Origin of the sequence: Mesorhizobium sp. NZP2077, assembly GCF_013170805.1 — a bacterium.
Classification (GTDB): Bacteria; Pseudomonadota; Alphaproteobacteria; order Rhizobiales; family Rhizobiaceae; genus Mesorhizobium.
The window spans coordinates 466,274-484,647 of record NZ_CP051293.1 but is presented as its reverse complement, the minus strand read 5'-3'; the positions used below and the strand labels follow the sequence as shown (position 1 = coordinate 484,647).

20 protein-coding genes are annotated in these 18,374 nt (G+C 64.2%); 10 read left to right on the top strand and 10 right to left on the bottom strand.

Going from position 1 to position 18,374, the window contains the following annotated elements; all coding sequences use genetic code 11:
* Positions 1-130: 130 nt before the first annotated feature.
* Positions 131-334 (top strand): hypothetical protein, encoded by a 204-nt coding sequence (locus tag HGP13_RS02200; protein ID WP_172220897.1) that lies wholly within the window; start codon positions 131-133, stop codon positions 332-334.
* A gap of 14 nt (positions 335-348) precedes the next feature.
* Here the strand turns inward: HGP13_RS02200 and HGP13_RS02195 are convergent, their stop codons facing one another.
* Positions 349-1,329, bottom strand: a complete 981-nt coding sequence (locus HGP13_RS02195) for a GlxA family transcriptional regulator (protein ID WP_172220894.1) — start codon at positions 1,327-1,329, stop codon at positions 349-351.
* Positions 1,330-1,408: 79 nt separating this feature from the next.
* On the opposite strand from HGP13_RS02195, the gene HGP13_RS02190 reads away from it, so the two are divergent.
* From HGP13_RS02190 to HGP13_RS02155, 8 genes are all read left to right on the top strand, one after another.
* Complete coding sequence (locus HGP13_RS02190; protein ID WP_172220891.1) at positions 1,409-2,332, top strand: 3-keto-5-aminohexanoate cleavage protein; 924 nt, start codon at positions 1,409-1,411, stop codon at positions 2,330-2,332.
* A 14-nt stretch (positions 2,333-2,346) separates the two neighbouring features.
* Positions 2,347-2,976 (top strand): HD domain-containing protein, encoded by a 630-nt coding sequence (locus HGP13_RS02185; protein ID WP_172220888.1) that lies wholly within the window; start codon positions 2,347-2,349, stop codon positions 2,974-2,976.
* The gene (locus tag HGP13_RS02180) at positions 2,973-4,067 is read left to right on the top strand and encodes a carnitine 3-dehydrogenase (protein WP_172220885.1); all 1,095 of its coding nucleotides are present in this window, start codon (positions 2,973-2,975) and stop codon (positions 4,065-4,067) included. Before HGP13_RS02185 ends, HGP13_RS02180 begins: the two co-directional genes overlap by 4 nt.
* A gap of 4 nt (positions 4,068-4,071) precedes the next feature.
* Positions 4,072-5,235 (top strand): acyl-CoA dehydrogenase, encoded by a 1,164-nt coding sequence (locus tag HGP13_RS02175; RefSeq protein ID WP_172220882.1) that lies wholly within the window; start codon positions 4,072-4,074, stop codon positions 5,233-5,235.
* A gap of 58 nt (positions 5,236-5,293) precedes the next feature.
* On the top strand, positions 5,294-7,372 hold the full coding sequence (locus tag HGP13_RS02170) for an acetate--CoA ligase family protein (RefSeq protein WP_172220879.1): 2,079 nt from the start codon (positions 5,294-5,296) through the stop codon (positions 7,370-7,372).
* Positions 7,365-8,147 carry a carnitinyl-CoA dehydratase gene (locus tag HGP13_RS02165; protein WP_172220876.1) on the top strand — a complete coding sequence of 261 codons (783 nt, stop codon included), beginning with the start codon at positions 7,365-7,367 and terminating at the stop codon, positions 8,145-8,147. The genes HGP13_RS02170 and HGP13_RS02165 overlap by 8 nt, the downstream gene beginning before the upstream one ends.
* 95 nt (positions 8,148-8,242) lie before the next feature.
* Positions 8,243-9,181 (top strand): alpha/beta hydrolase, encoded by a 939-nt coding sequence (locus HGP13_RS02160; RefSeq protein WP_172220873.1) that lies wholly within the window; start codon positions 8,243-8,245, stop codon positions 9,179-9,181.
* Positions 9,182-9,805: 624 nt separating this feature from the next.
* Entirely contained in the window at positions 9,806-10,126 is a 321-nt protein-coding gene (locus tag HGP13_RS02155; RefSeq protein WP_172220870.1) for a hypothetical protein, read from the top strand.
* Here the strand turns inward: HGP13_RS02155 and dapA are convergent.
* The 7 genes from dapA to HGP13_RS02120 form a co-directional block, all read right to left on the bottom strand.
* Positions 10,085-11,017 carry a 4-hydroxy-tetrahydrodipicolinate synthase gene (dapA, locus tag HGP13_RS02150; RefSeq protein ID WP_246707260.1) on the bottom strand — a complete coding sequence of 311 codons (933 nt, stop codon included), beginning with the start codon at positions 11,015-11,017 and terminating at the stop codon, positions 10,085-10,087. The genes HGP13_RS02155 and dapA overlap by 42 nt on opposite strands.
* A 32-nt stretch (positions 11,018-11,049) precedes the next feature.
* A complete protein-coding gene (locus HGP13_RS02145) occupies positions 11,050-11,463 on the bottom strand; it encodes a hypothetical protein (RefSeq protein ID WP_172220863.1) in 414 nt (137 codons plus the stop codon).
* A gap of 38 nt (positions 11,464-11,501) precedes the next feature.
* Positions 11,502-11,723 (bottom strand): hypothetical protein, encoded by a 222-nt coding sequence (locus HGP13_RS02140; RefSeq protein WP_246707259.1) that lies wholly within the window; start codon positions 11,721-11,723, stop codon positions 11,502-11,504.
* Positions 11,724-11,739: 16 nt separating this feature from the next.
* Positions 11,740-11,931 carry a hypothetical protein gene (locus tag HGP13_RS02135; protein WP_172220856.1) on the bottom strand — a complete coding sequence of 64 codons (192 nt, stop codon included), beginning with the start codon at positions 11,929-11,931 and terminating at the stop codon, positions 11,740-11,742.
* A 192-nt stretch (positions 11,932-12,123) separates the two neighbouring features.
* A complete protein-coding gene (locus HGP13_RS02130) occupies positions 12,124-13,782 on the bottom strand; it encodes an FAD-binding dehydrogenase (protein WP_172220852.1) in 1,659 nt (552 codons plus the stop codon).
* A 40-nt stretch (positions 13,783-13,822) separates the two neighbouring features.
* Positions 13,823-14,809, bottom strand: coding sequence for a Gfo/Idh/MocA family oxidoreductase (locus tag HGP13_RS02125; RefSeq protein ID WP_172220849.1), 987 nt, complete (start codon positions 14,807-14,809; stop codon positions 13,823-13,825).
* Between the two features lie 112 nt (positions 14,810-14,921).
* On the bottom strand, positions 14,922-15,812 hold the full coding sequence (locus tag HGP13_RS02120; RefSeq protein ID WP_172220846.1) for a LysR family transcriptional regulator: 891 nt from the start codon (positions 15,810-15,812) through the stop codon (positions 14,922-14,924).
* Positions 15,813-15,908: 96 nt separating this feature from the next.
* Between HGP13_RS02120 and HGP13_RS02115 the strand changes: the two genes are divergently transcribed.
* Positions 15,909-16,904 carry an aldo/keto reductase gene (locus HGP13_RS02115; RefSeq protein ID WP_172220843.1) on the top strand — a complete coding sequence of 332 codons (996 nt, stop codon included), beginning with the start codon at positions 15,909-15,911 and terminating at the stop codon, positions 16,902-16,904.
* A 212-nt stretch (positions 16,905-17,116) separates the two neighbouring features.
* Here HGP13_RS02115 and HGP13_RS02110 read toward each other — a convergent pair whose 3' ends face one another.
* Positions 17,117-17,719 (bottom strand): nucleotidyltransferase family protein, encoded by a 603-nt coding sequence (locus HGP13_RS02110; RefSeq protein WP_172220840.1) that lies wholly within the window; start codon positions 17,717-17,719, stop codon positions 17,117-17,119.
* A gap of 68 nt (positions 17,720-17,787) precedes the next feature.
* Entirely contained in the window at positions 17,788-18,372 is a 585-nt protein-coding gene (locus tag HGP13_RS02105; RefSeq protein ID WP_172220837.1) for a 2OG-Fe(II) oxygenase, read from the bottom strand.
* Between the last annotated feature and the right edge of the window lie 2 nt (positions 18,373-18,374).

Sequence of the window (18,374 nt, the reverse complement as noted above, 5' to 3'; positions counted from 1 at the left end):
ATGGCGCATCCGGCGACAAGGTTTTGCCCCTTCGCGCCCCTCAATGACCTCGCTCTTGCCTTCAAACTGCCGTCACGTATCTCGTATAAGAGGGGCCTGTGACGGGTGAAAAGGAAGGAGGCGAACCGATATGCAGCACGAGCGTGAAATCGACGCCCTACTGTCATCCGGCGAGACCGGATCGATCATCGACCGGCTGATGGCGCTGCCGCGGCCGACCGACAATGTGAAGAACGAATGGGATCGTGCGGTCAGCAGCCGGTTTGAAGTCCGTCTAGCGAGGCAGATGCGCTCGCAGATGGACGCCGGCAGCGAGCGACAGAACGCCGCCTAATCCCCTGGATATGATTATCCTCGGCGCAGCCTGACCGGGGCTTCGCCAAAAGCTCTTGAAAACGCTCTGGAAAATGCGGCGGCGGATGAGAATCCCGTCCGCCCGGCAATATCCGCCATGGCCACTCGCGTGTCGACCACCAGCCGGCGCGCGGCCCCCAGGCGCAGCCTCAGATAATAGGCGCCCGGCGTCTCGCCGATCGACTTGCGAAAAATGCTTTCCAGTGTCCGCGCTGTCACGCCGGAACGCTTGGCTATGGCTTCTATGGTCAGCGGCTGGTCGACATGCGCTTCCATCAGCCGGATGGCTTGCGCCAGGCGTGGATCGTAGCCGTCGAGCCGGCCAAGCGAGACCAGCGGCTGCGCATCGGTCGCCACGCGCGCCTGATCGTAAATGAACGCACTTGCCACATCCAGCGCCACGGCCATGCCGAGCCGCGTGCGGATCAGGTGCAGCATCAGGTCCAGGGTTGGCGATGCACCGCCCGTGGTGAAGACCGGCCCGTCGATGATGTATCGATCGGGGCGCACGTCGACGCCGGGAAAGGCGGACGAAAAATCCTCCATGTCCTCCCAATGGGTGGTGGCGCTGCGCCCTTCCAGCAGGCCGGCGCGCGCCACCAGCCATGTGCCCGCCTCGACGCCGCCGCAGGCACGGGCCGAGCGCGCCGCCCGCCGCAGGCCGGCGAGCAAGGCAGACGTGGCATAGTTCTGCGTACCGAAGCCCGCGACCACGACAAGGACATCGGTTGGCTCCGTCGCATCGAACCGGCCGCTGACCGCCACGGGCAGCCCGCATGTCGTCACCGGCGCCTCCCCGGTCACCGAAACCAGTTTGAAGTCGAGCAGGGTTTCGCCGGCGATGCGGTTGGCGGCACGCAGCGGATCGACGGCGCATGCCACGCACATGATGGATGCTCCGGAAAACACCAGCATCGTAACCTTGAGCGGCGACTGCTCGGCGCGAAAGATTGTCGGCTTTTCGTTTTTTATCATGACGCCTTCGTAAAACGTAAAGCAGTCTCTCGCAAGTCGAGCAATGTTGTGCCTCTGTCTCGATTAGGAGGAGAATTCCATGCCGCTTGCGATGAACCGTGAGGTTTTCATTACCTGTGCCGTGACCGGGTCCGGCGGCTCGCAGGATCGCTCTCCGCATGTGCCGCGTTCGCCCAAGCAGATCGCCGATTCGGCCATCGATGCGGCCAAGGCCGGGGCTGCCATCGTCCATTGCCATGTCCGCGACCCCGAAACCGGCAAGCCCAGGCGCGATGTGCATCTCTACCGCGAGGTCACCGAGCGCATCCGCGCGGCAAACGTCGATGTCATCCTGAACCTCACCGCCGGCATGGGCGGCGACATGGTGTTCGGCTCGCCGGAAGCGCCGCTTCCGCTCAACGAAAAGGGCACCGATATGGGCGGCGCCACCAACCGCATGGAACATGTGCGCCAATGCCTGCCGGAAATCTGCACGCTCGATTGCGGCACGATGAACTTCGCCGAGGCCGACTATGTCATGACCAACACGCCCGGCATGCTGCGCGCCATGGGCGGCATGATGACGGCACTCGGCGTCAAACCGGAGATCGAGGCCTTCGACACCGGCCATCTCTGGTTCGCCAAGCAGTTGGTCGAGGAAAAGGTATTGAACCCCGACGCCCTGGTGCAGCTTTGCATGGGCGTGCCGTGGGGCGCGCCTGACGATCTCAACACCTTCATGGCCATGGTCAACAACGTGCCGTCGACCTGGAACTGGTCGGCCTTCGCCATCGGCCGCAACCAGATGGCCTATGCCGCCGCCGCGGTGCTGGCCGGTGGCAATGTCCGCGTTGGCCTCGAAGACAATCTCTGGCTCGACAAGGGCGTGCTGGCTACCAACGCGCAGCTGGTCGAGCGTGCCGCCAGCATCGTCACCAATCTCGGCGCCCGGATACTCGGGCCGGAGGAAGTGCGCAAGAAGCTCAACCTGACCAAGCGGGCGCCGATCGCAGCCGCGGCATAGAGCGGGAGGCAGGCATGACAACCGTCAAATTCACCGCGATGAAGGATGGCGACAAGGACGATTACGAGTTCCTGACCGCCCATGAAATCGACTATGCCGCCAAGACCGGCGATCGGCTGCTCGACGCCCTGGTGCAGCTCGACGAGGGCCTGTCCGGTTACAAGATCACCCGGCTCGGCCATTCGCTACAGGCGGCGACGCGCGCCTGGCGCGACGGCGCCGACACCGACTGGATTGCCTGCGCGCTGCTGCACGATATCGGCGACATCTATGCGCCCTACAACCACGACGAATATGCCGCGTCGATCCTGAAACCCTTCGTGCGCGAGCAATGCACCTGGGTGGTGGAAAAGCATGGCGACTTCCAGCGGCTCTATTACGCCCACCATGTCGGCGGCAACCGCCATGCCCGCGACCGTTTTGCCGGCCACGCCTATTTCGACGATTGCGACCAGTTCTGCGAACGTTGGGACCAGTCGAGCTTCGACCCCGACTACGAGACGCTGCCGATCGAGTTCTTCCGGCCCTTCGTGCTCGAAGTCTTTGCCCGCAAGGCCTACGACCCCTCGGTGATCCGCGCAGGCGAGCGCGTGCCCCTCCTAGATCCCACTATAGCCAAGACAAGAACCGGAGCCTCCGCATGAGCATCATCAACAAGGCAGCCGCCATTGGCGGCGGTGTCATCGGCGCCGGCTGGGTGGCGCGCCTGCTCTTGAACGGCATCGACGTGTCGATCTTCGATCCCGATCCCGAGGCCTCTCGCAAGGTCTCGGAAGTGATGAAGGGCGCGCGCCGCGCCTATAAGCAGATGGTGCCTGGCGGCCTGCCAAAAGAAGGCAAGCTGACCTTCGCCAAGACCATTGCGGAGGCGGTGGCCGATGCCGACTTCATCCAGGAAAGCGTGCCGGAACGACTCGACCTCAAGCACAAGGTGCTGGCCGAGATCGACGCCCACGCGCCGGCCAACGCCATCGTCGGTTCCTCGACCTCCGGCATCAAGCCGACCGACATGCAGGTGGCGATGAAGAGGCACCCGGAGCGGCTGGTCGTCGGCCATCCGTTCAACCCTGTCTATCTCCTGCCGCTGGTCGAGATCGTCGGCGGCGAGCAGACTTTCCCCGAGGCCATCGAGGTCGCCAAGGAGATCTATGCCTCAATCGGCATGAAGCCGGTCGTCATCCGCAAGGAGATCGAGGCTTTCGTCGGTGACCGCCTGCTCGAGGCGGCATGGCGCGAGGCGCTGTGGCTGATCAAGGACGGCATCTGCACGGTCGAGGAACTCGACGACATCATGCGCTACGGCTTCGGCCTGCGCTGGGCGCAGATGGGCATGTTCCAGGTCTATCGCGTCGCCGGCGGCGAAGCCGGCATGCGCCACTTCATGGCGCAGTTCGGCCCCTGCCTGAAATGGCCGTGGACCAAGCTGATGGACGTGCCGGAATTCAATGACGAGCTGGTCGATCTGATCGCCACCCAGTCGGATGATCAGGCGCACGGCCTGTCAATCCGCGAGTTGGAAAAGATCCGCGACGACAATCTGGTCGCGATCATGGATGCGCTGTCGAAGCAGAACAAAGGCAAGGGCTGGGGCGCCGGCGCGCTGCACAAGGACTATACCAAGCAGCTCGCCAAGCTGGCGGCAAAGAAGCCGGGGGCTTCAAAGGCTGCCGAGAAGGCCAAGGCCTCCAAGCCAGTGAAGAAGGCCGAAAAGCCGAAGAAAAAGAAGAAGGGCTGAGACCATGGATTTCGGTCTTTCGGAAGAGCAGAAGCTCATCGTCGAGACGACGCGCGCCTTCGTCGAGAATGAGCTTTACCCGCATGAGCGCGAGGTGGAGCGCACCGGCGTGCTGCGCCGTGACCTGATCGAGGAGATCAAGGCCAAGGCGATCGAAGCCGGCCTCTACGCCGCCAACATGCCGGCCGATGTCGGCGGCGCGGGCCTCGATACGGTGACCTGGCTGCTCTACGAAAAGGAGCTCGGCCGCGCCAACTACGCGCTGCACTGGACCTGCGTGGCGCGCCCGTCCAACATCCTGCTTGCCGGCACGCCGGAGCAGCGCGAAAAGTACCTGTTTCCTTGCATCCGTGGCGAAAAGTGGGACTGCCTGGCGATGACTGAGCCCGGCGCCGGTTCCGATCTGCGCGGCATGAAAGCGACCGCGGTGCAGGATGGCGACGACTGGGTGCTGAACGGCACCAAGCACTTTATCTCCCACGCCGATCTCGCCGACTTTGCCATCGTCTTCATGGCGTCTGGCGAAGAGGATTCGCCGCGCGGCAAGCGCAAGAAGATCACCGCCTTCTTCGTCGACAAGGGCACGAAGGGCTTTGCGGTGCGCGATGGCTATCGCAACGTCTCGCATCGCGGCTACACCAACGCCATCCTCGAATTCGACGATTGCCGCCTGCCGGCAAGCCAGGTACTCGGTGAAGTCCATAAGGGTTTCGAGGTCGCCAATTCCTGGCTCGGCGCCACGCGCCTGCAGGTCGGCGCAACCTGCCTCGGCCGTGCCGAGCGGGCGCTGGGCCACGCCATCGAGTATTCCGCGCAGCGCCAGCAGTTCGGCCAGCAGATCGGCAAGTTCCAAGGCGTATCGTTCAAGCTCGCCGACATGGCGACCGAATTGAAGGCCGCCGACCTGATGGTGTTCGAAGCCGGCTGGAAGTACGATCAGGGCACTGTCACCGACCAGGACATGGCCATGGCCAAGCTGAAGGCCACCGAGATGCTCGCTTTCGTCGCCGATGAAGCCATCCAGGTCCATGGCGGCATGGGGCTGATGGACGACCTGCCGCTGGAGCGCATCTGGCGCGACGCCCGCGTCGAGCGCATCTGGGAAGGCACTTCGGAGATTCAGCGACATATTATTTCGCGGGCGCTGCTGCGTCCGTTCGGAGCTTAGAGCATGATGCGCCAAAGTCTGGATCCGTCAGACACCGCGCTCAAACGAAAAGATCACCATGCATAAACTCGAACGTCTCCTGCGCCCGAAATCGATCGCCGTCTTCGGTGGCGTGCAAGCGGCTGCGGTCGTTGCGCAATCGATCAAGATGGGCTTTGCCGGCCAAATCTGGCCGGTGCATCCGACCAAGGACGAGGTTGCCGGCCGTAAGGCCTATCGCTCCGTCGCCGATCTGCCAGGAGCGCCGGATGCCGCCTTCGTCGGCGTCAACCGGCATCTGACTATCGAGGTCATCAAGGCGCTGGCCGAGCGCGGCGCCGGCGGCGCCGTCTGCTTTGCCGCCGGCTTCCTCGAAACCGAGGCCTATGACGATGACGGCGAGCGCCTGCAAGCCGAACTGGTCGCCGCCGCCGGCCAGATGCCGATCATCGGCCCGAATTGCTACGGCCTGATCAACTATGCCGACGGCGCGCTTTTGTGGCCGGACCAGCATGGCGGCATCAGGCTGGAAGAAGGCGGCAAGGGCGTCGCCATCATCACCCAGTCCTCCAACATTGCCATCAACATGACGATGCAGAAGCGTGGCCTGCCGATCGCTTTCCTGATGACCGCCGGCAACCAGGCGCAGACCGGCCTCTCCGAAATGGCGCTCGGCCTGATCGAGGACGATCGGGTGACCTCGCTCGGCCTGCACATCGAAGCTTTTGACTCCGTGGCCGGCTTCGAACGGTTGGCCGCCAGGGCGCGCGAGTTGAAAAAACCGATCATCGCCATGAAGGTCGGGCGTTCCGAACAGGCCAGGCAGGCGACGGTCTCGCACACCGCCTCGCTCGCGGGCTCGGATGCGGCATCGGGCGCTTTCCTGAGGCGGCTCGGTATTGCGCGCGTCGATTCCATTCCCGCCTTCATCGAGGCGCTGAAGCTGCTGCACATCACCGGCCCGCTGCCCGGCTATCGACTGTCGTCGATGAGCTGCTCAGGCGGCGAGGCGTCCGTCATGGCCGACAGCGCCGAAGGTCGCTGGGTCAACTTCCCGGTTCTCACGGAAAAACACCGCGCCCATGTCAAATCGACGCTCGGGCCGCTGGTCGCGGTCGCCAACCCGCTCGACTACCACACCTTCATCTGGAACAACGAGCCGGCGATGACGGCCACCTTCACCGCCATGGTGTCGGGGGGCTTCGACCTCAACATGCTGGTGCTCGACTTTCCGCGCCCCGACCGCTGCTCGGTCACCGACTGGTGGGCGACGCTGCGCGCCTTCGAATCGGCGCTGAAGACCAACAAGGCGCATGGTGCGATCGTCTCCTCGCTGCCGGAGAACCTGCCGGAAGAATACACCGCCGAACTGATGGCGCGCGGCATGGTGCCGCTGTTCGGCATTTCCGAGGCGATGGATGCCGCGGGCGCAGCGGCCTTTATCGGCTGGGCGTGGGCCGAACCGCAGGCGCAGCCGATCGACACCTCTGCTTCTGGCGCTGCCGGCGGCGATCATGTCACGCCTGATGAGGCGCAAGCCAAGGCGAGGCTGATCAAGGCCGGGCTTCCAGTGCCGAAAGGCGAGCGCGCCGGCAATGCGGTCGAGGCGGTGATCTCTTCGATGGCGCTCGGCTTTCCCGTCGCGCTGAAGGCGCTGGGTGTCGCCCATAAGTCCGAAGTCGGCGCCGTCAGGCTCAACCTCAAGGACGCAGAATCCGTCAGCACGGCGGCGCATGATCTGCTGCCGCTCGGCACCGGGCTCTATGTCGAGCGCATGGTGCGCGATGGCGTCGCCGAACTGATCGTCGGCTTCACCAGGGATCCGATGTTCGGCGCGGTGATGACGCTCGGCACCGGCGGCGTGCTGGTCGAATTGCTGCGCGACAGCGTCACCTTGATGCTGCCGGCGACGCGCGACGACATCGAAGCCGCACTGCGCGGCCTCAAACTGTTCCCGCTGCTCGAAGGCTATCGCGGCCGGCCGAAGGCCGACGTCGCGGCCGCCATCGACGCCATCGCGGGCATTGCTGCCTTCGTGCAGACGAATGCCGGCGAGATCGAGGAACTCGACATCAACCCGCTGATCGTCTGCGTCGAAGGCAAGGGTGCCTGGATCGCCGACGCGCTGCTGGTGCTGGGAGAGAACAAGAATGTCTGACGTCATTTCGACCCGCAGAGAAGGCTCGATCCTCGAGGTCACGCTCGACCGGCCCAAGGCCAATGCCATCGACCTCAAGACCTCGCGGCTGATGGGCGAGACCTTCAAGGCGTTCCGCGACGATCCGGAATTGCGCGTCGCCATCGTCAAAACCGCCGGCGACAAGTTCTTCTGCGCCGGCTGGGACCTGAAGGCCGCGGCCGGCGGCGACGCGGTCGACGGCGACTATGGCGTCGGCGGCTTCGCCGGCCTGCAGGAACTGCGCGACTTGAACAAGCCGGTCATTGCTTGCGTCAACGGCATGGCGGTCGGAGGCGGCTTCGAATTGGCGCTGTCCTGCGACCTCATCTACGCCTCCGATCATTCCTCCTTCGCGCTGCCCGAAATCCGCGCCGGCACGCTGGCCGATGCGGCGACGATCAAGCTGCCGAAGCGGATCCCCTATCATGTCGCCATGGATCTTCTGCTCACCGGCCGCTGGATGGATGTCGCCGAGGCGCATCGCTGGGGCCTTGTCAACGAAGTGCTGCCCAAGGAAAAGCTCGAGGACCGCGTCTGGGAGATCGCCCGCCTGCTCGCCAGCGGCCCGCCGCTGGTCTTCGCCGCGATCAAGGAGACGGCGCGCGTGGCCGAAGCGCTGACCTTCCAGGATGCCATGAACCGGGTGACGCGCCGCCAGTTGGCGACGGTCGATGCGCTCTACGGCTCGGAAGACAACATGGAAGGTTTCCGCGCTTTCGCTGAAAAGCGCGATCCGGTGTGGAAGGGGAAGTGAGCCACTTTACTCGGACCGAAGGTCCGGGGGTGCGTGAAGCGCCGTCACCCGCCATTTCGCGGCGTCCTCCCCGATCAGGGAGGTAAAGGAATCCCATGACCGACTACACCAAGCTCATCGACGCCGAGACCTGGGCCTTCATCGAGCGGACCAATTCCTATTATCCGCCCGATACGATCGATTACACGATCACCCAGCAGCGCGCGATCTACGACCGCATGTGCCGGGAATTCTTTGCCGGCTATCCGCAAGGCGTGGCGGTCGAAACCTCGGCCATAGCGACGCCCACACATGATATCCCGATCCGCATCTACCGCACCGCCCCGCAACCGGCAGCGACAGTGCTCTACATCCACGGCGGCGGCTTCATCCTCGGCGGCTTGGACAGCCATGACGATGTCTGCGCCGAGCTCTGCGCCCGCACCGGCTACGAGGTTGTCTCTGTCGATTACCGGCTGGCGCCGGAACATCTGCATCCGGCCGCCTTCGACGATGCGATGAGCGCATACGAATGGGCTGCGTCCACCCGCGATTGCCCCACCCTGCTATGCGGCGACAGCGCCGGCGGCAATCTCTGCGCCGCCGTTGCTCACGCCACGCGCGGTCACGCGAAGCGGCCGGTCGGCCAGGTGCTGATCTATCCCGGCCTTGGCGGCGACCGCTCGAAGGGTTCCTATCTCACGCATGCCGAAGCGCCGATGCTGACCATGCGCGATCTCGAATTCTACAAGCATATCCGCACTGGCGGCGCAGACCGGACCGGCGATGTAACGCTGTCGCCGCTGGCCGATACCGATTTCGCCAAACTGCCGCCGACGCTGCTGATCACCGCTGAATGCGACCCGCTGTCGTCCGACGGCGAGGCTTATCGCGACTGGATCGTCGCGGCAGGCGGGCGGGCCACCTGGTTCGAGGAGCCGGGTCTGGTGCATGGCTATCTCAGGGCCCGGCACATGGTCGGCCGCGCCCGCGAAAGTTTCACGCGGATCGTCGACGCGGTCGCTGCGCTCGGAGGGGGCGCGTGGCTCTGGTGAACGTGGCTCCACTGCATGACCGCCGCCCGGCAAGGCTACTGCGCGGCAGCTTCGCGGTTCATTCGCACGAGGCGTAATGCAGGCGCAATGCTGGGCGGGCAGACCCAACCCGTGGGTGGCCAACAGCAAGGAAACAGCTGCAATCATGACCAGGCTCGGAAGCGCGTTGGCGCTCATCATCTGTGCCGCGGCGCTCAGCGCATGCGTCGATACGGACGATTATCGCGACCGCCCCTGGCGCGACCATCATTGGCGCGACCGTGACCACGGCCCCGACAGGCCATGGAGGCCTGACAGGCCCTGGCGTCCCGACAGACCTGATCGTCCGGACAGGCCCGACTGGCCGGATCGGCCTGATTGCGGTGGACCAGCAATCGATTGCGCGCCAGCACCCGAGATACAACCCGGCGGCCTGGATTGCGCTGGCGGCCCGGCGACGACGCCGTCGCCCGACTGTATCGAGCCGCATCGGCCGCGCCGTCTGGACCCCTGATCGGGCAGGCATATACGGCCTTTATAACTCAGGCCAAAACCTGCTCTCGAATTCCTATGCAGCCAGCGACTATGTAATTCCGGGCCGCCATTTGACTGGCCGGCCGGACCAACAGCTGGCTTCAGACGAAGATGAGATTACATTCAGTCTGGCTGACCTCCAAGGCCAGCCGCAGGGTGCCGACGGAGTATTTCGTCCTGGCGAACCTCAGGGAACAGGGAACAATCATTGGCCGGCTCGCCGGCCACCCGATCGCCGATACGGTCGTTGATGCGAGGGGACGGCGATACCAGTTCGTCGGCGTCGCACCGCGCGACCGCACAGGACGCTTCGATGTCGAAGCGCTCCGGACTGGCGAATGGATCGTCCAGCCCGGACTGATCTATGCCGCTGATGGCAAGGCGTCCCCGTCAAAGCCGCCACGACGCGGGCGAGGCCTGCACCGGTCTTGATTGCGCGACGCCGGGGATGCTCCCGGACAGCGCCAGCATAGCCTCCTGTATGGCGGCTTCGGTTTCGGGGCGGACTGGGGTCAGCGGCAAGCGGACATCCGGGCTCATGCCCAGCGCCAGGCTGAGCGCATATTTGACCGGCACGGGATTGCTCTCCAGTTCAAGCGCCGCGATCAGCGGCCGCAGGCGATGATGGATCGCCCGGGCGGTGTGGTGGTCGCCCTGCCGACACGCATCATGCATCTCGACGCACAGTCGCGGCGCGACGTTGGAGACCACCGAAATTGTCCCGCGACCGCCCATCGTGTTGAAGCCGAACGCCGTTGCGTCGTGGCCGGAGAGACAGATGAAGCGGCGCCTGAGCACGGCCGGAAGTGTGGATAGCCGGCTCACATCGCCGGTGGCGTCCTTGATGCCGATGATGGTCGGGATCTGCGCCAGGCGCTCGATCGTCTCCTGCGACAGGTCGACGCCGGTTCGCGCCGGCACGTTGTAGACGATGATCGGTATCCTGACCTTGGCTGCGACCGCCTCGAAATGGCGAAAGATCCCTTCCTGGCTCGGCCTGTTATAGTAGGGCGTGACGATGAGGGCGGCGTCGGCGCCAAAGGCTTCGGCGGCTGTCGAAAAGGCGATCGTCGTCTCGGTGCTGTTTGTTCCGGTGCCAGCGATAACTGGCACCCTGCCGCCGGCGATCTTCACGCACAGCGCTATGATATCGAGGCGCTCCTCCCACGACAGGGTCGGCGCTTCACCGGTGGTGCCGCATGGGACCAGCCCGTTGATCCCCTGTTCGATCTGCCAGCGTAACAGCGCGGTCAGCTGCTTCAGATCGACCTCGCCGTCGGTGAACGGCGTTACCAGAGCGGTCATCGCTCCGGTCAGGCGCATTCGGGCTTGTTCTGGTGTCATGGCAATCAAAGTCATCCTGGATGAATTTTTGGATGCAGCGTTTTCATGAGGTGCGAGGAAAGCAGGGCGGACAGCAGCGCGGCAGCCAGATCGATATGATCCGCTTCGGCCATGCCGGCCGTGGTCGGCGGCCTTGCGAGCGTAACTTGAATGGAGCAAAACCAGCGCTCGCCGGTCCTGCTGACGCAAGACACCGAACGCTCCGGCTCCGACACGGCGACAAGCAACAGGACGGCGTCGAGCGTGGCGCCGGCCTCGACCAGGCCGGCAAACTGGCGGCCTTGCCGGGACGATCTGTCGAGGGATAGGGCGCGTGCCGCTTCCCAAAGCTGGTGTTCAAGCAGCCTGCCGACATGCGGCAGGCGATCAAGCAATCCCACGAGATCGGCGCTGTCGGGTCCAGCAGTGGTGTTGGAATTGTCCATGGCCAGTTCGTTCCGGTCAGTTCGGAACCGGGCACGGCTCAGTTGAACAGGGAAAGCCGCACACTTGCCGGGGCGAAGCGTATTGCTCCGGCGCGATGGCCGCTTTCCATCGTGGCGAAACGGACTGCGGAATTCTTGTCAGCAAAGACGCCGCCGGTCAGGCCTTCTTCGTCACGCGCGATCCAGTGGCCTTCGCCATCGCGCCCGACGACGAAGCGGTGAAGGGCGTTTCCGTCAGGGGAGATAGGGGAGCTTTGCATGGTCATCTCCTGCCCTTCAGGAAAGCTGGGCAGCGATCGCGGCGGCGGCCACCAAGGCGCCGACGACCAGGAGCCACCATGTCGTTGTGAAGGGCGCGAGGAGGTTGACCTGTGGGCGACTGCTGTTCGCCGCACGCCTGATCTGTTCGACCTGCGACGCCGGCAAAGGGCGATGGGTGGGCAGATAGAGCCCGTCTGAGAGGAACATCGAAGACTTCCTTCTTTCTGGTACCGCCGCCATCAGGTGGCGGCTGCCTGCAGCGGCTCGGGACCGGCTGCACTCAGAAAGATAAAAACATCGGCATTTGTATTCGAGGCGGCCGAAATCTGAAAAATATAAAAAAGTCATATATTTATCACCCGGGCGTATAGGAGCCCAGGCAACAGTTATGGCGTCGTTTCACGCCACCGAGGCGGCTACCGCCCGGCCGGCGCTGCGGCCGGAAAAGATGCAGCCGCCGAGGAAGGTGCCTTCCAGCGCCGCATAGCCATGCACGCCGCCGCCGCCGAAACCGGCCGCTTCGCCGACGGCATAGAGCCCCGGCACCGGCTGGCCGTCGGCGCCCAGCACGCGGCTGTTGAGATCGGTCTGCAGGCCGCCCAGCGTCTTGCGCGTCAGTATATTGAGGCGCACCGCGATCAGCGGCCCGTTTGCCGGGTCGAGCATCTTGTGCGGCTTGGCCGTGCGGATCAGCCTGTCGCCGAGATAGGCGCGCGCACCGCGCAGCGCGGTGATCTGCATGTCCTTGGAGAACGGATTGTCGAGTTGCCTGTCGCGAGCGCGGATCTCGCGCTCCACCTGGGCAAGATCGAGCAGAGGCTCGCCGCCGGCCAGTGCGTTCATGCGCGCGACCAGCGTCGAAAGGTCGGCCTCGACGATGAAATCTTCGCCCTTCTCCATGAAGGCCTTCACTGGTCCTGGGATGCCTGATGTGGCGCGGCCGAGCACCTGGCGCCAGCTCTTGCCGGTCAGGTCCGGGTTCTGTTCGGAGCCCGACAGCGCGAACTCCTTCTGGATGATCTTCTTGGTCAGGATGAACCAGGAATAGTCGAAGCCGGTGCTCATGATATGGCTGAGCGTGCCCAGCGTGTCGAAGCCGGGATAGAGCGGCACCGGCAGGCGTTTTCCCCTGGCATCGAGCCACAGCGACGACGGGCCGGGCAGGATGCGGATCGCATGCTCGGTCCAGATAGGCGCCCAGTTCCTGATGCCTTCGACATAGTGCCACATACGGTCACGGTTGATGATAGAGCCGCCTGCCTGCTCGGTGATCGCCAGCATGCGGCCGTCGACATGGTCGGGCACGCCGGTGATCATGCGTTTCGGCACCGTCCCCAGCCGCTTGGGCCAGTTTTCCCGCACCAGCTGATGGTTGGCCCCGATGCCGCCCGACGCGACGATCACCGCTTGCGCATGCAGCTCGAAATCGCCGGCGATATCACGCGAGCTCTTGTGGCCGCGCTCGACGGTGCTCGGCTGCAATATATCGCCGCGCACGCCGGTTATGGCAGCACCTGTCCGCGTCAGTTCATTGACGCGGTGACGGAATTTGAAGCGGATCAATCCACGCTTCTGCGCCTCACGCACGCGCAGGACAAAAGGCTCGAGCACGCCGGGGCCGGTGCCCCAGGTGATATGGAAACGCGGCACCGAATTGCCGTGGCCGATGGCATTGCCGCCGCCGCGCTCGGCCCAGCCGACAACGGGGAAGAACTTCAGGCCGCGCTGCAGGAGCCAGGAGCGCTTTTCGCCGGCGGCGAAGCCGACATAGGCCTCCGCCCATTTGCGCGGCCAGAAATCTTCCGGTCGGTCGAAGGCGGCGGTGCCCATCCAGTCCTCGAGCGCCAGATCATGCGAATCGCGGATGCGCATGCGCCGCTGCTCGGGAGAATCGACAAGGAAAAGCCCGCCGAACGACCAGAACGCCTGGCCGCCCAGCGACTGCTCCGGCTCCTGGTCGACGATGATGATCTTCTTGCCGGCCTCGGCAAGCTCGGCGGCGGCAACCAGCCCGGCAAGGCCGGCGCCGACAATGATCACGTCCGCGTCGTCAGCCATTTTTCCTCCCAGGATTAGCCGGCTATTTTATGGCAGAGTGTCAGACAGCTTCCCAGCCGTCCTTGCCGCCGGCGCGGAAGATGGCGTCGATGACCTTCTGGTTGAGCACGGACTCCTCCAGCGTGAAGACGCGTTCCTTGCCTCCTTGCGCCGCGCGCGCAAAAGTCTCGACCTCCAGCCGGTACTGCTGCGTTCCGGGGAAGCGGAACACTTGCGCTTCGGTGTGGTTCTGGTTGTGCAGTTCGACGCGGTGATGGTCGTAGAGCCCGGCATTGAAGGGCGAAAACACTTCGATGAAACCTTTCTCGCCGTGGAACACCATCACCTGCCGCGCCGCCATCTGCGTCGACAGATAGAAGGACAGTTCGAAGTCGCCGAAATCGGCGCGGATCGAGGAATAGATGTCGGTGCCGAATTTCTTGTCGCGCTCGATCGTCGCTTGGACACGGCCAGGCTCCTTGCCGGTCGAAAAGCGCGTCGACACCGTCGGATAGACGCCGATATCGGGCAGCGCGCCGCCGCCGAGATCGAGCTGGTTGCGCATGTTTTTGGGGTCGACATTGTAGTAGGAGAAGGCGCCCTGGACATGGCGCAGCCGGCCGATGGCGCCGCTGGCAATGAGGTCGCGCACCTTGATCCATTGCGGGTGGTAGATGACCATGAAAGCTTCGCAGACCAGCACTTTCTTGGCGTCGCGCAGTTTGATCAGCGGCCCGATGTCCTTGGCGTCGAGTGCCAGGGGCTTCTCGACCAGCACATGCTTTCCGGCCTCGATGGCCTTGGCCGTCCATTCGACATGCTGCGAGGTCGGCAACGGGATATAGACGCCGTCAATGTCCTTGGAGGCGAGCAATTCCTCATAGGAGCCGAAGGCATGGCGGGCGCCAAACCGCTCACCCAATGCCTTGGCCTTCGACAGGTCGCGGCTGGCGATCGCCGACAGCACGCCGTTCTCCGCCTCGACGATTGCCGGCAACAACTGCTCGCGGCCGATCTTGGCCGTCGACAGAACACCCCATCGGAACATCACGCATCTCCATGTCGATTGTATCAGACGAGGTTTGCCCGAAATCGATGGAAAAGCCAATGACCGAAGGCTGACCGCGAGCCGAGACTCCCCACACGGGGAGGGTCGCCTCTCATCCGCTCATCTTGAAGAAATCGACAAACGCCCTCAGCGCTGGCCGCATCTGACGGTGGCTGGGATAATAAACGAAGAACCCGTCGAAGGGGGGGCACCAGTCCTCCAGCACGCGGATAAGCCTGCCGTCGGCGAGCGGGGTGCGGACATAGGGCTCGAAGACGAAGGCGAGCCCGGCGCCGTCGACCACAGCTTGGGCGATCAGATGGTCCTCGTCGAGGATCAGCGGCCCCTGCGCCGCGATCTCGATTTCCTCGCCGTCCTTTTCAAATTCCCAACGATAAAGGATGCCGCTGGAGAAGCGGAAGCGGATGCAGCGATGGTCGGCAAGATCGCGCGGGTGGTGCGGCTTGGGGTTCGCTTCAAAATAAGATGGCGCGCCGACCACCGCGCCGCGAAGGTCCGGCCCGATGCGCACCGCGATCATGTCGCGCTGCAGGCTCTCGCCGAGCCGCACGCCGGCATCGAAACCACCCTCCACCACATCGGTGAAGCGGTCCTCGATGACGATCTCCAGCACGATGTCGGGATAGGCCTGGGCAAAGGCGCCGAGCCGCGGCGTCAGTACCAGATGCGCTGCCGTGCGCGGCACGCTGAGCCTGAGATTCCCGGCCGGCCGGTCGCGCGCCTCGACCGCTGTCTCCAGCGCCAGGTCGATCTCGGAAAGCGCCGGCCGCAATCGCTCCAGCAACTGCGCGCCTTCCTCGGTTGGCGCAACGCTGCGCGTGCTGCGTGCCAGCAGTCGCACACCAAGCCGCGCCTCCAGGCTGGACACTGCATGGCTGACCGCCGACGGCGCGATGGCCAACTCCCTGGCCGCGCCGCGAAAGCTGCCGCACTGGGCAACGGTTGCCAGCACCGCCAGCTGCGAAAGATGTGCTCGGTTCATTGATCTATTTCTTAGAACGGCCCGTGCACAGATGAGCCAATTATCGAACATAAGGCAAGACGCTATCTCCAAGGCATCACAACAAGGAGACGCGTGATGCAAACCCGCAAGCTAGGAACTGAACTGAACGTTTGTCCCGTCGGCCTCGGCTGCATGGGCATGAGCTTCGCCTATGGCGGCCAGCCTGAGGCCGAGGCGATCGCCACGCTGCATCGCGCCGTCGAGATCGGCGTCAACTTCTTCGACACGGCGGAAGTCTATGGCCCTTACGAGAACGAGATCCTGCTCGGCAAGGCGCTGAAGTCGGTGCGGAACAAAGTGACGATCGCCACCAAATTCGGCTTCAAGATCCTGGAGGAAGGCACGGGCCTCGACCGTATGGCCGGCGTCGACAGCCGCCCCGAGCACGTCAAGGCGGTGGCCGAAGCCTCGTTGAAGCGGCTGGGCACCGATGTCATCGACCTCTACTACCAGCACCGCGTCGACCCCAACGTGCCGATCGAGGACACGGTCGGCGCCATGGCCGAACTGGTGCGCGAGGGCAAGGTGCGCGCGCTCGGCCTCTCGGAGGCCAGTGCTGCAACCATCCGCCGGGCGCATGCCGTGCATCCGATCGCAGCCGTGCAGAGCGAATACTCGCTGTGGACCCGCGATCCCGAAGACGACGTGTTCGCCGTCTGCCGCGAACTCGACATCGGCTTCGTCCCCTACAGCCCGCTCGGCCGCGGCCTCTTGACCGGCACCATCGCCAAGCCGGAAACGCTCGAAGATGGCGACTGGCGCCGGACCTTGCCGCGCTTCCAGGCCGAGGCCATGGAAGCCAACGCCAAGGTTATCGCGACGCTGGAAAAGCTGGCGGCCGAAAAGGGCGTAACCTCGGCGCAATTGGCGCTCGCCTGGGTGCTGCACCAGGGCGATTTCATCGTGCCGATCCCCGGCGCGCGAAAAATCCGCCATCTCGAGCAGAACACGGCGTCGGCCGGGGTTGAGCTGAGCGCGGCTGAAGTGGCGGCGATCGGCGATGCACTGTCGCCGGATAAGGTGGTCGGCAAGCGCTATACCGAGGAGTTGTTGGCGCTGGTGAATGGGTGACCATCAGAATCAGCTTGTTTTGAGACGCTGGCGGGACAGCGCCCCCCTCTGTCCTGCCGGACATCTCCCCCACGAGGGGGGAGATTGGATGCCGCCTCGGCTTTCGCTAATCGCCGACGTTGGAGAATGGGCGGGGCGCCGAAGCTGCTGATCTCCCCCCAAGTGGGGGAGATGCCCGGCAGGGCAGAGGGGGGCGCCTCGCGCCAGCGTCCCTACCAAGGCACCACCGTAATCTCTGGCCAGCACTCCTGCGCCCGCTTGCCTTTCGTCTCATGCGTGCGCTGGTTGTCCATCACCCGGTTCGGCGTGATCCGAAACGAAAAAATATCGTCGAGCCCGAACGGCGCCACCAGCTCCAACTCCCCGCCAGCGTCGTAGCGCACCCCAACCGCATGCGTCTTCGAGGCGAAATAGCCGATGGATTGGCTTGAACTGGTGTAGCGCGGGCAAGGCTGCCCGAACTTCTGCGGATACCACAGATGCACCCGCGCCTGGTTGCGCACCTCGACCGGCAGCGCCAGCCCGTCGAAATGCCGGGCTGCCCGGCGGATGACAGCGTCCTCGGCCTCGTAAGACAAATCGCCGTCATCGAAGTAGAAGAGATCAACGTCCTTGATGCCGTAGCCCGACGGCTTGCCGGTCAGATGGTTCCAGACGGTGTTGTAAAGCGCGCCGGAAACCACCAGCCAGTCCGGCAGCGCCAGCGTGCGGGCACGCTCCAGCGCGTCGCGGACCAGCGGGTCCGCCGACACGATGTCGAGAAACGCCGCGCGTTGTGCTTCAAACGAGAGCCCGGAATAGCGCAGATGGTCCATCGCCCTTTGGAGGGCGATTCGCCACCTTCCTGCAATCCCTCAGCTCCCGACTTCGGTTGCTTGAACTTTCACGGGCGCTTGTACATCACATCGGTGCGGATGACGTATTTGCGCCCCGACAGCACCTCGTCACCGCGATGCTCTATCGGATGGTAGAATGCCAGCGCCATGCCTCTCCTGGGTTTCACCACCAGGCTGGTGCCGGCATAGCCAGGCATCTCGCCGCGAAACGAGGTTCCGCCGCCTTCGAAATCGTCCGACAGATAGATCATGAAGGTGAACTGGCTGCGCTCCGACGCGTTGCGTTCGAAATAGCCGTCATTGTGCCAATCGAACTTCTGGCCCGGCCCGTAGCGATAAAAGCGGAAACGTTCGTTCAGCCCGGCCAGCCGCCAGTCGCCGAGGCCGCGATAGAGCATCGGCCGGGCGCGCGCGAAAAGCAGGTCTGCAAGGTCCTCGTCGTCGAAGACGACGCGATCGTTGTTGCGGAGTTCCGTTATCACGCTCGCGCCGCCGCCGCTGTTCACCTTGGCTGCTTCAAAACCACGCCGTTCGCTGTCGGCGATCAGATCGGCGCATTCCTGGTCATCCAGGAACCCGTCGATCGTCCCGATATGCGTTGCCAGCCAGGTGATGGAGAGCTTGGGATCCATCG

Excerpts from the sequence above, each read along its gene's own strand:
- dapA (WP_246707260.1), bottom strand. The coding sequence starts at position 11,017 with ATGCGCCTGACCGGAGCGATGACCGCTCTGGTAACGCCGTTCACCGAC.
- HGP13_RS02160 (WP_172220873.1), top strand. The coding sequence starts at position 8,243 with ATGACCGACTACACCAAGCTCATCGACGCCGAGACCTGGGCCTTCATC.
- HGP13_RS02200 (WP_172220897.1), top strand. The coding sequence starts at position 131 with ATGCAGCACGAGCGTGAAATCGACGCCCTACTGTCATCCGGCGAGACC.
- HGP13_RS02125 (WP_172220849.1), bottom strand. The coding sequence starts at position 14,809 with ATGTTCCGATGGGGTGTTCTGTCGACGGCCAAGATCGGCCGCGAGCAG.
- HGP13_RS02120 (WP_172220846.1), bottom strand. The coding sequence starts at position 15,812 with ATGAACCGAGCACATCTTTCGCAGCTGGCGGTGCTGGCAACCGTTGCC.
- HGP13_RS02175 (WP_172220882.1), top strand. The coding sequence starts at position 4,072 with ATGGATTTCGGTCTTTCGGAAGAGCAGAAGCTCATCGTCGAGACGACG.
- HGP13_RS02165 (WP_172220876.1), top strand. The coding sequence starts at position 7,365 with ATGTCTGACGTCATTTCGACCCGCAGAGAAGGCTCGATCCTCGAGGTC.
- HGP13_RS02130 (WP_172220852.1), bottom strand. The coding sequence starts at position 13,782 with ATGGCTGACGACGCGGACGTGATCATTGTCGGCGCCGGCCTTGCCGGG.
- HGP13_RS02190 (WP_172220891.1), top strand. The coding sequence starts at position 1,409 with ATGCCGCTTGCGATGAACCGTGAGGTTTTCATTACCTGTGCCGTGACC.
- HGP13_RS02145 (WP_172220863.1), bottom strand. The coding sequence starts at position 11,463 with ATGGACAATTCCAACACCACTGCTGGACCCGACAGCGCCGATCTCGTG.
- HGP13_RS02105 (WP_172220837.1), bottom strand. The coding sequence starts at position 18,372 with ATGGATCCCAAGCTCTCCATCACCTGGCTGGCAACGCATATCGGGACG.
- HGP13_RS02180 (WP_172220885.1), top strand. The coding sequence starts at position 2,973 with ATGAGCATCATCAACAAGGCAGCCGCCATTGGCGGCGGTGTCATCGGC.
- HGP13_RS02170 (WP_172220879.1), top strand. The coding sequence starts at position 5,294 with ATGCATAAACTCGAACGTCTCCTGCGCCCGAAATCGATCGCCGTCTTC.
- HGP13_RS02140 (WP_246707259.1), bottom strand. The coding sequence starts at position 11,723 with ATGCAAAGCTCCCCTATCTCCCCTGACGGAAACGCCCTTCACCGCTTC.
- HGP13_RS02185 (WP_172220888.1), top strand. The coding sequence starts at position 2,347 with ATGACAACCGTCAAATTCACCGCGATGAAGGATGGCGACAAGGACGAT.
- HGP13_RS02195 (WP_172220894.1), bottom strand. The coding sequence starts at position 1,329 with ATGATAAAAAACGAAAAGCCGACAATCTTTCGCGCCGAGCAGTCGCCG.
- HGP13_RS02110 (WP_172220840.1), bottom strand. The coding sequence starts at position 17,719 with ATGGACCATCTGCGCTATTCCGGGCTCTCGTTTGAAGCACAACGCGCG.
- HGP13_RS02155 (WP_172220870.1), top strand. The coding sequence starts at position 9,806 with ATGAGATTACATTCAGTCTGGCTGACCTCCAAGGCCAGCCGCAGGGTG.
- HGP13_RS02135 (WP_172220856.1), bottom strand. The coding sequence starts at position 11,931 with ATGTTCCTCTCAGACGGGCTCTATCTGCCCACCCATCGCCCTTTGCCG.
- HGP13_RS02115 (WP_172220843.1), top strand. The coding sequence starts at position 15,909 with ATGCAAACCCGCAAGCTAGGAACTGAACTGAACGTTTGTCCCGTCGGC.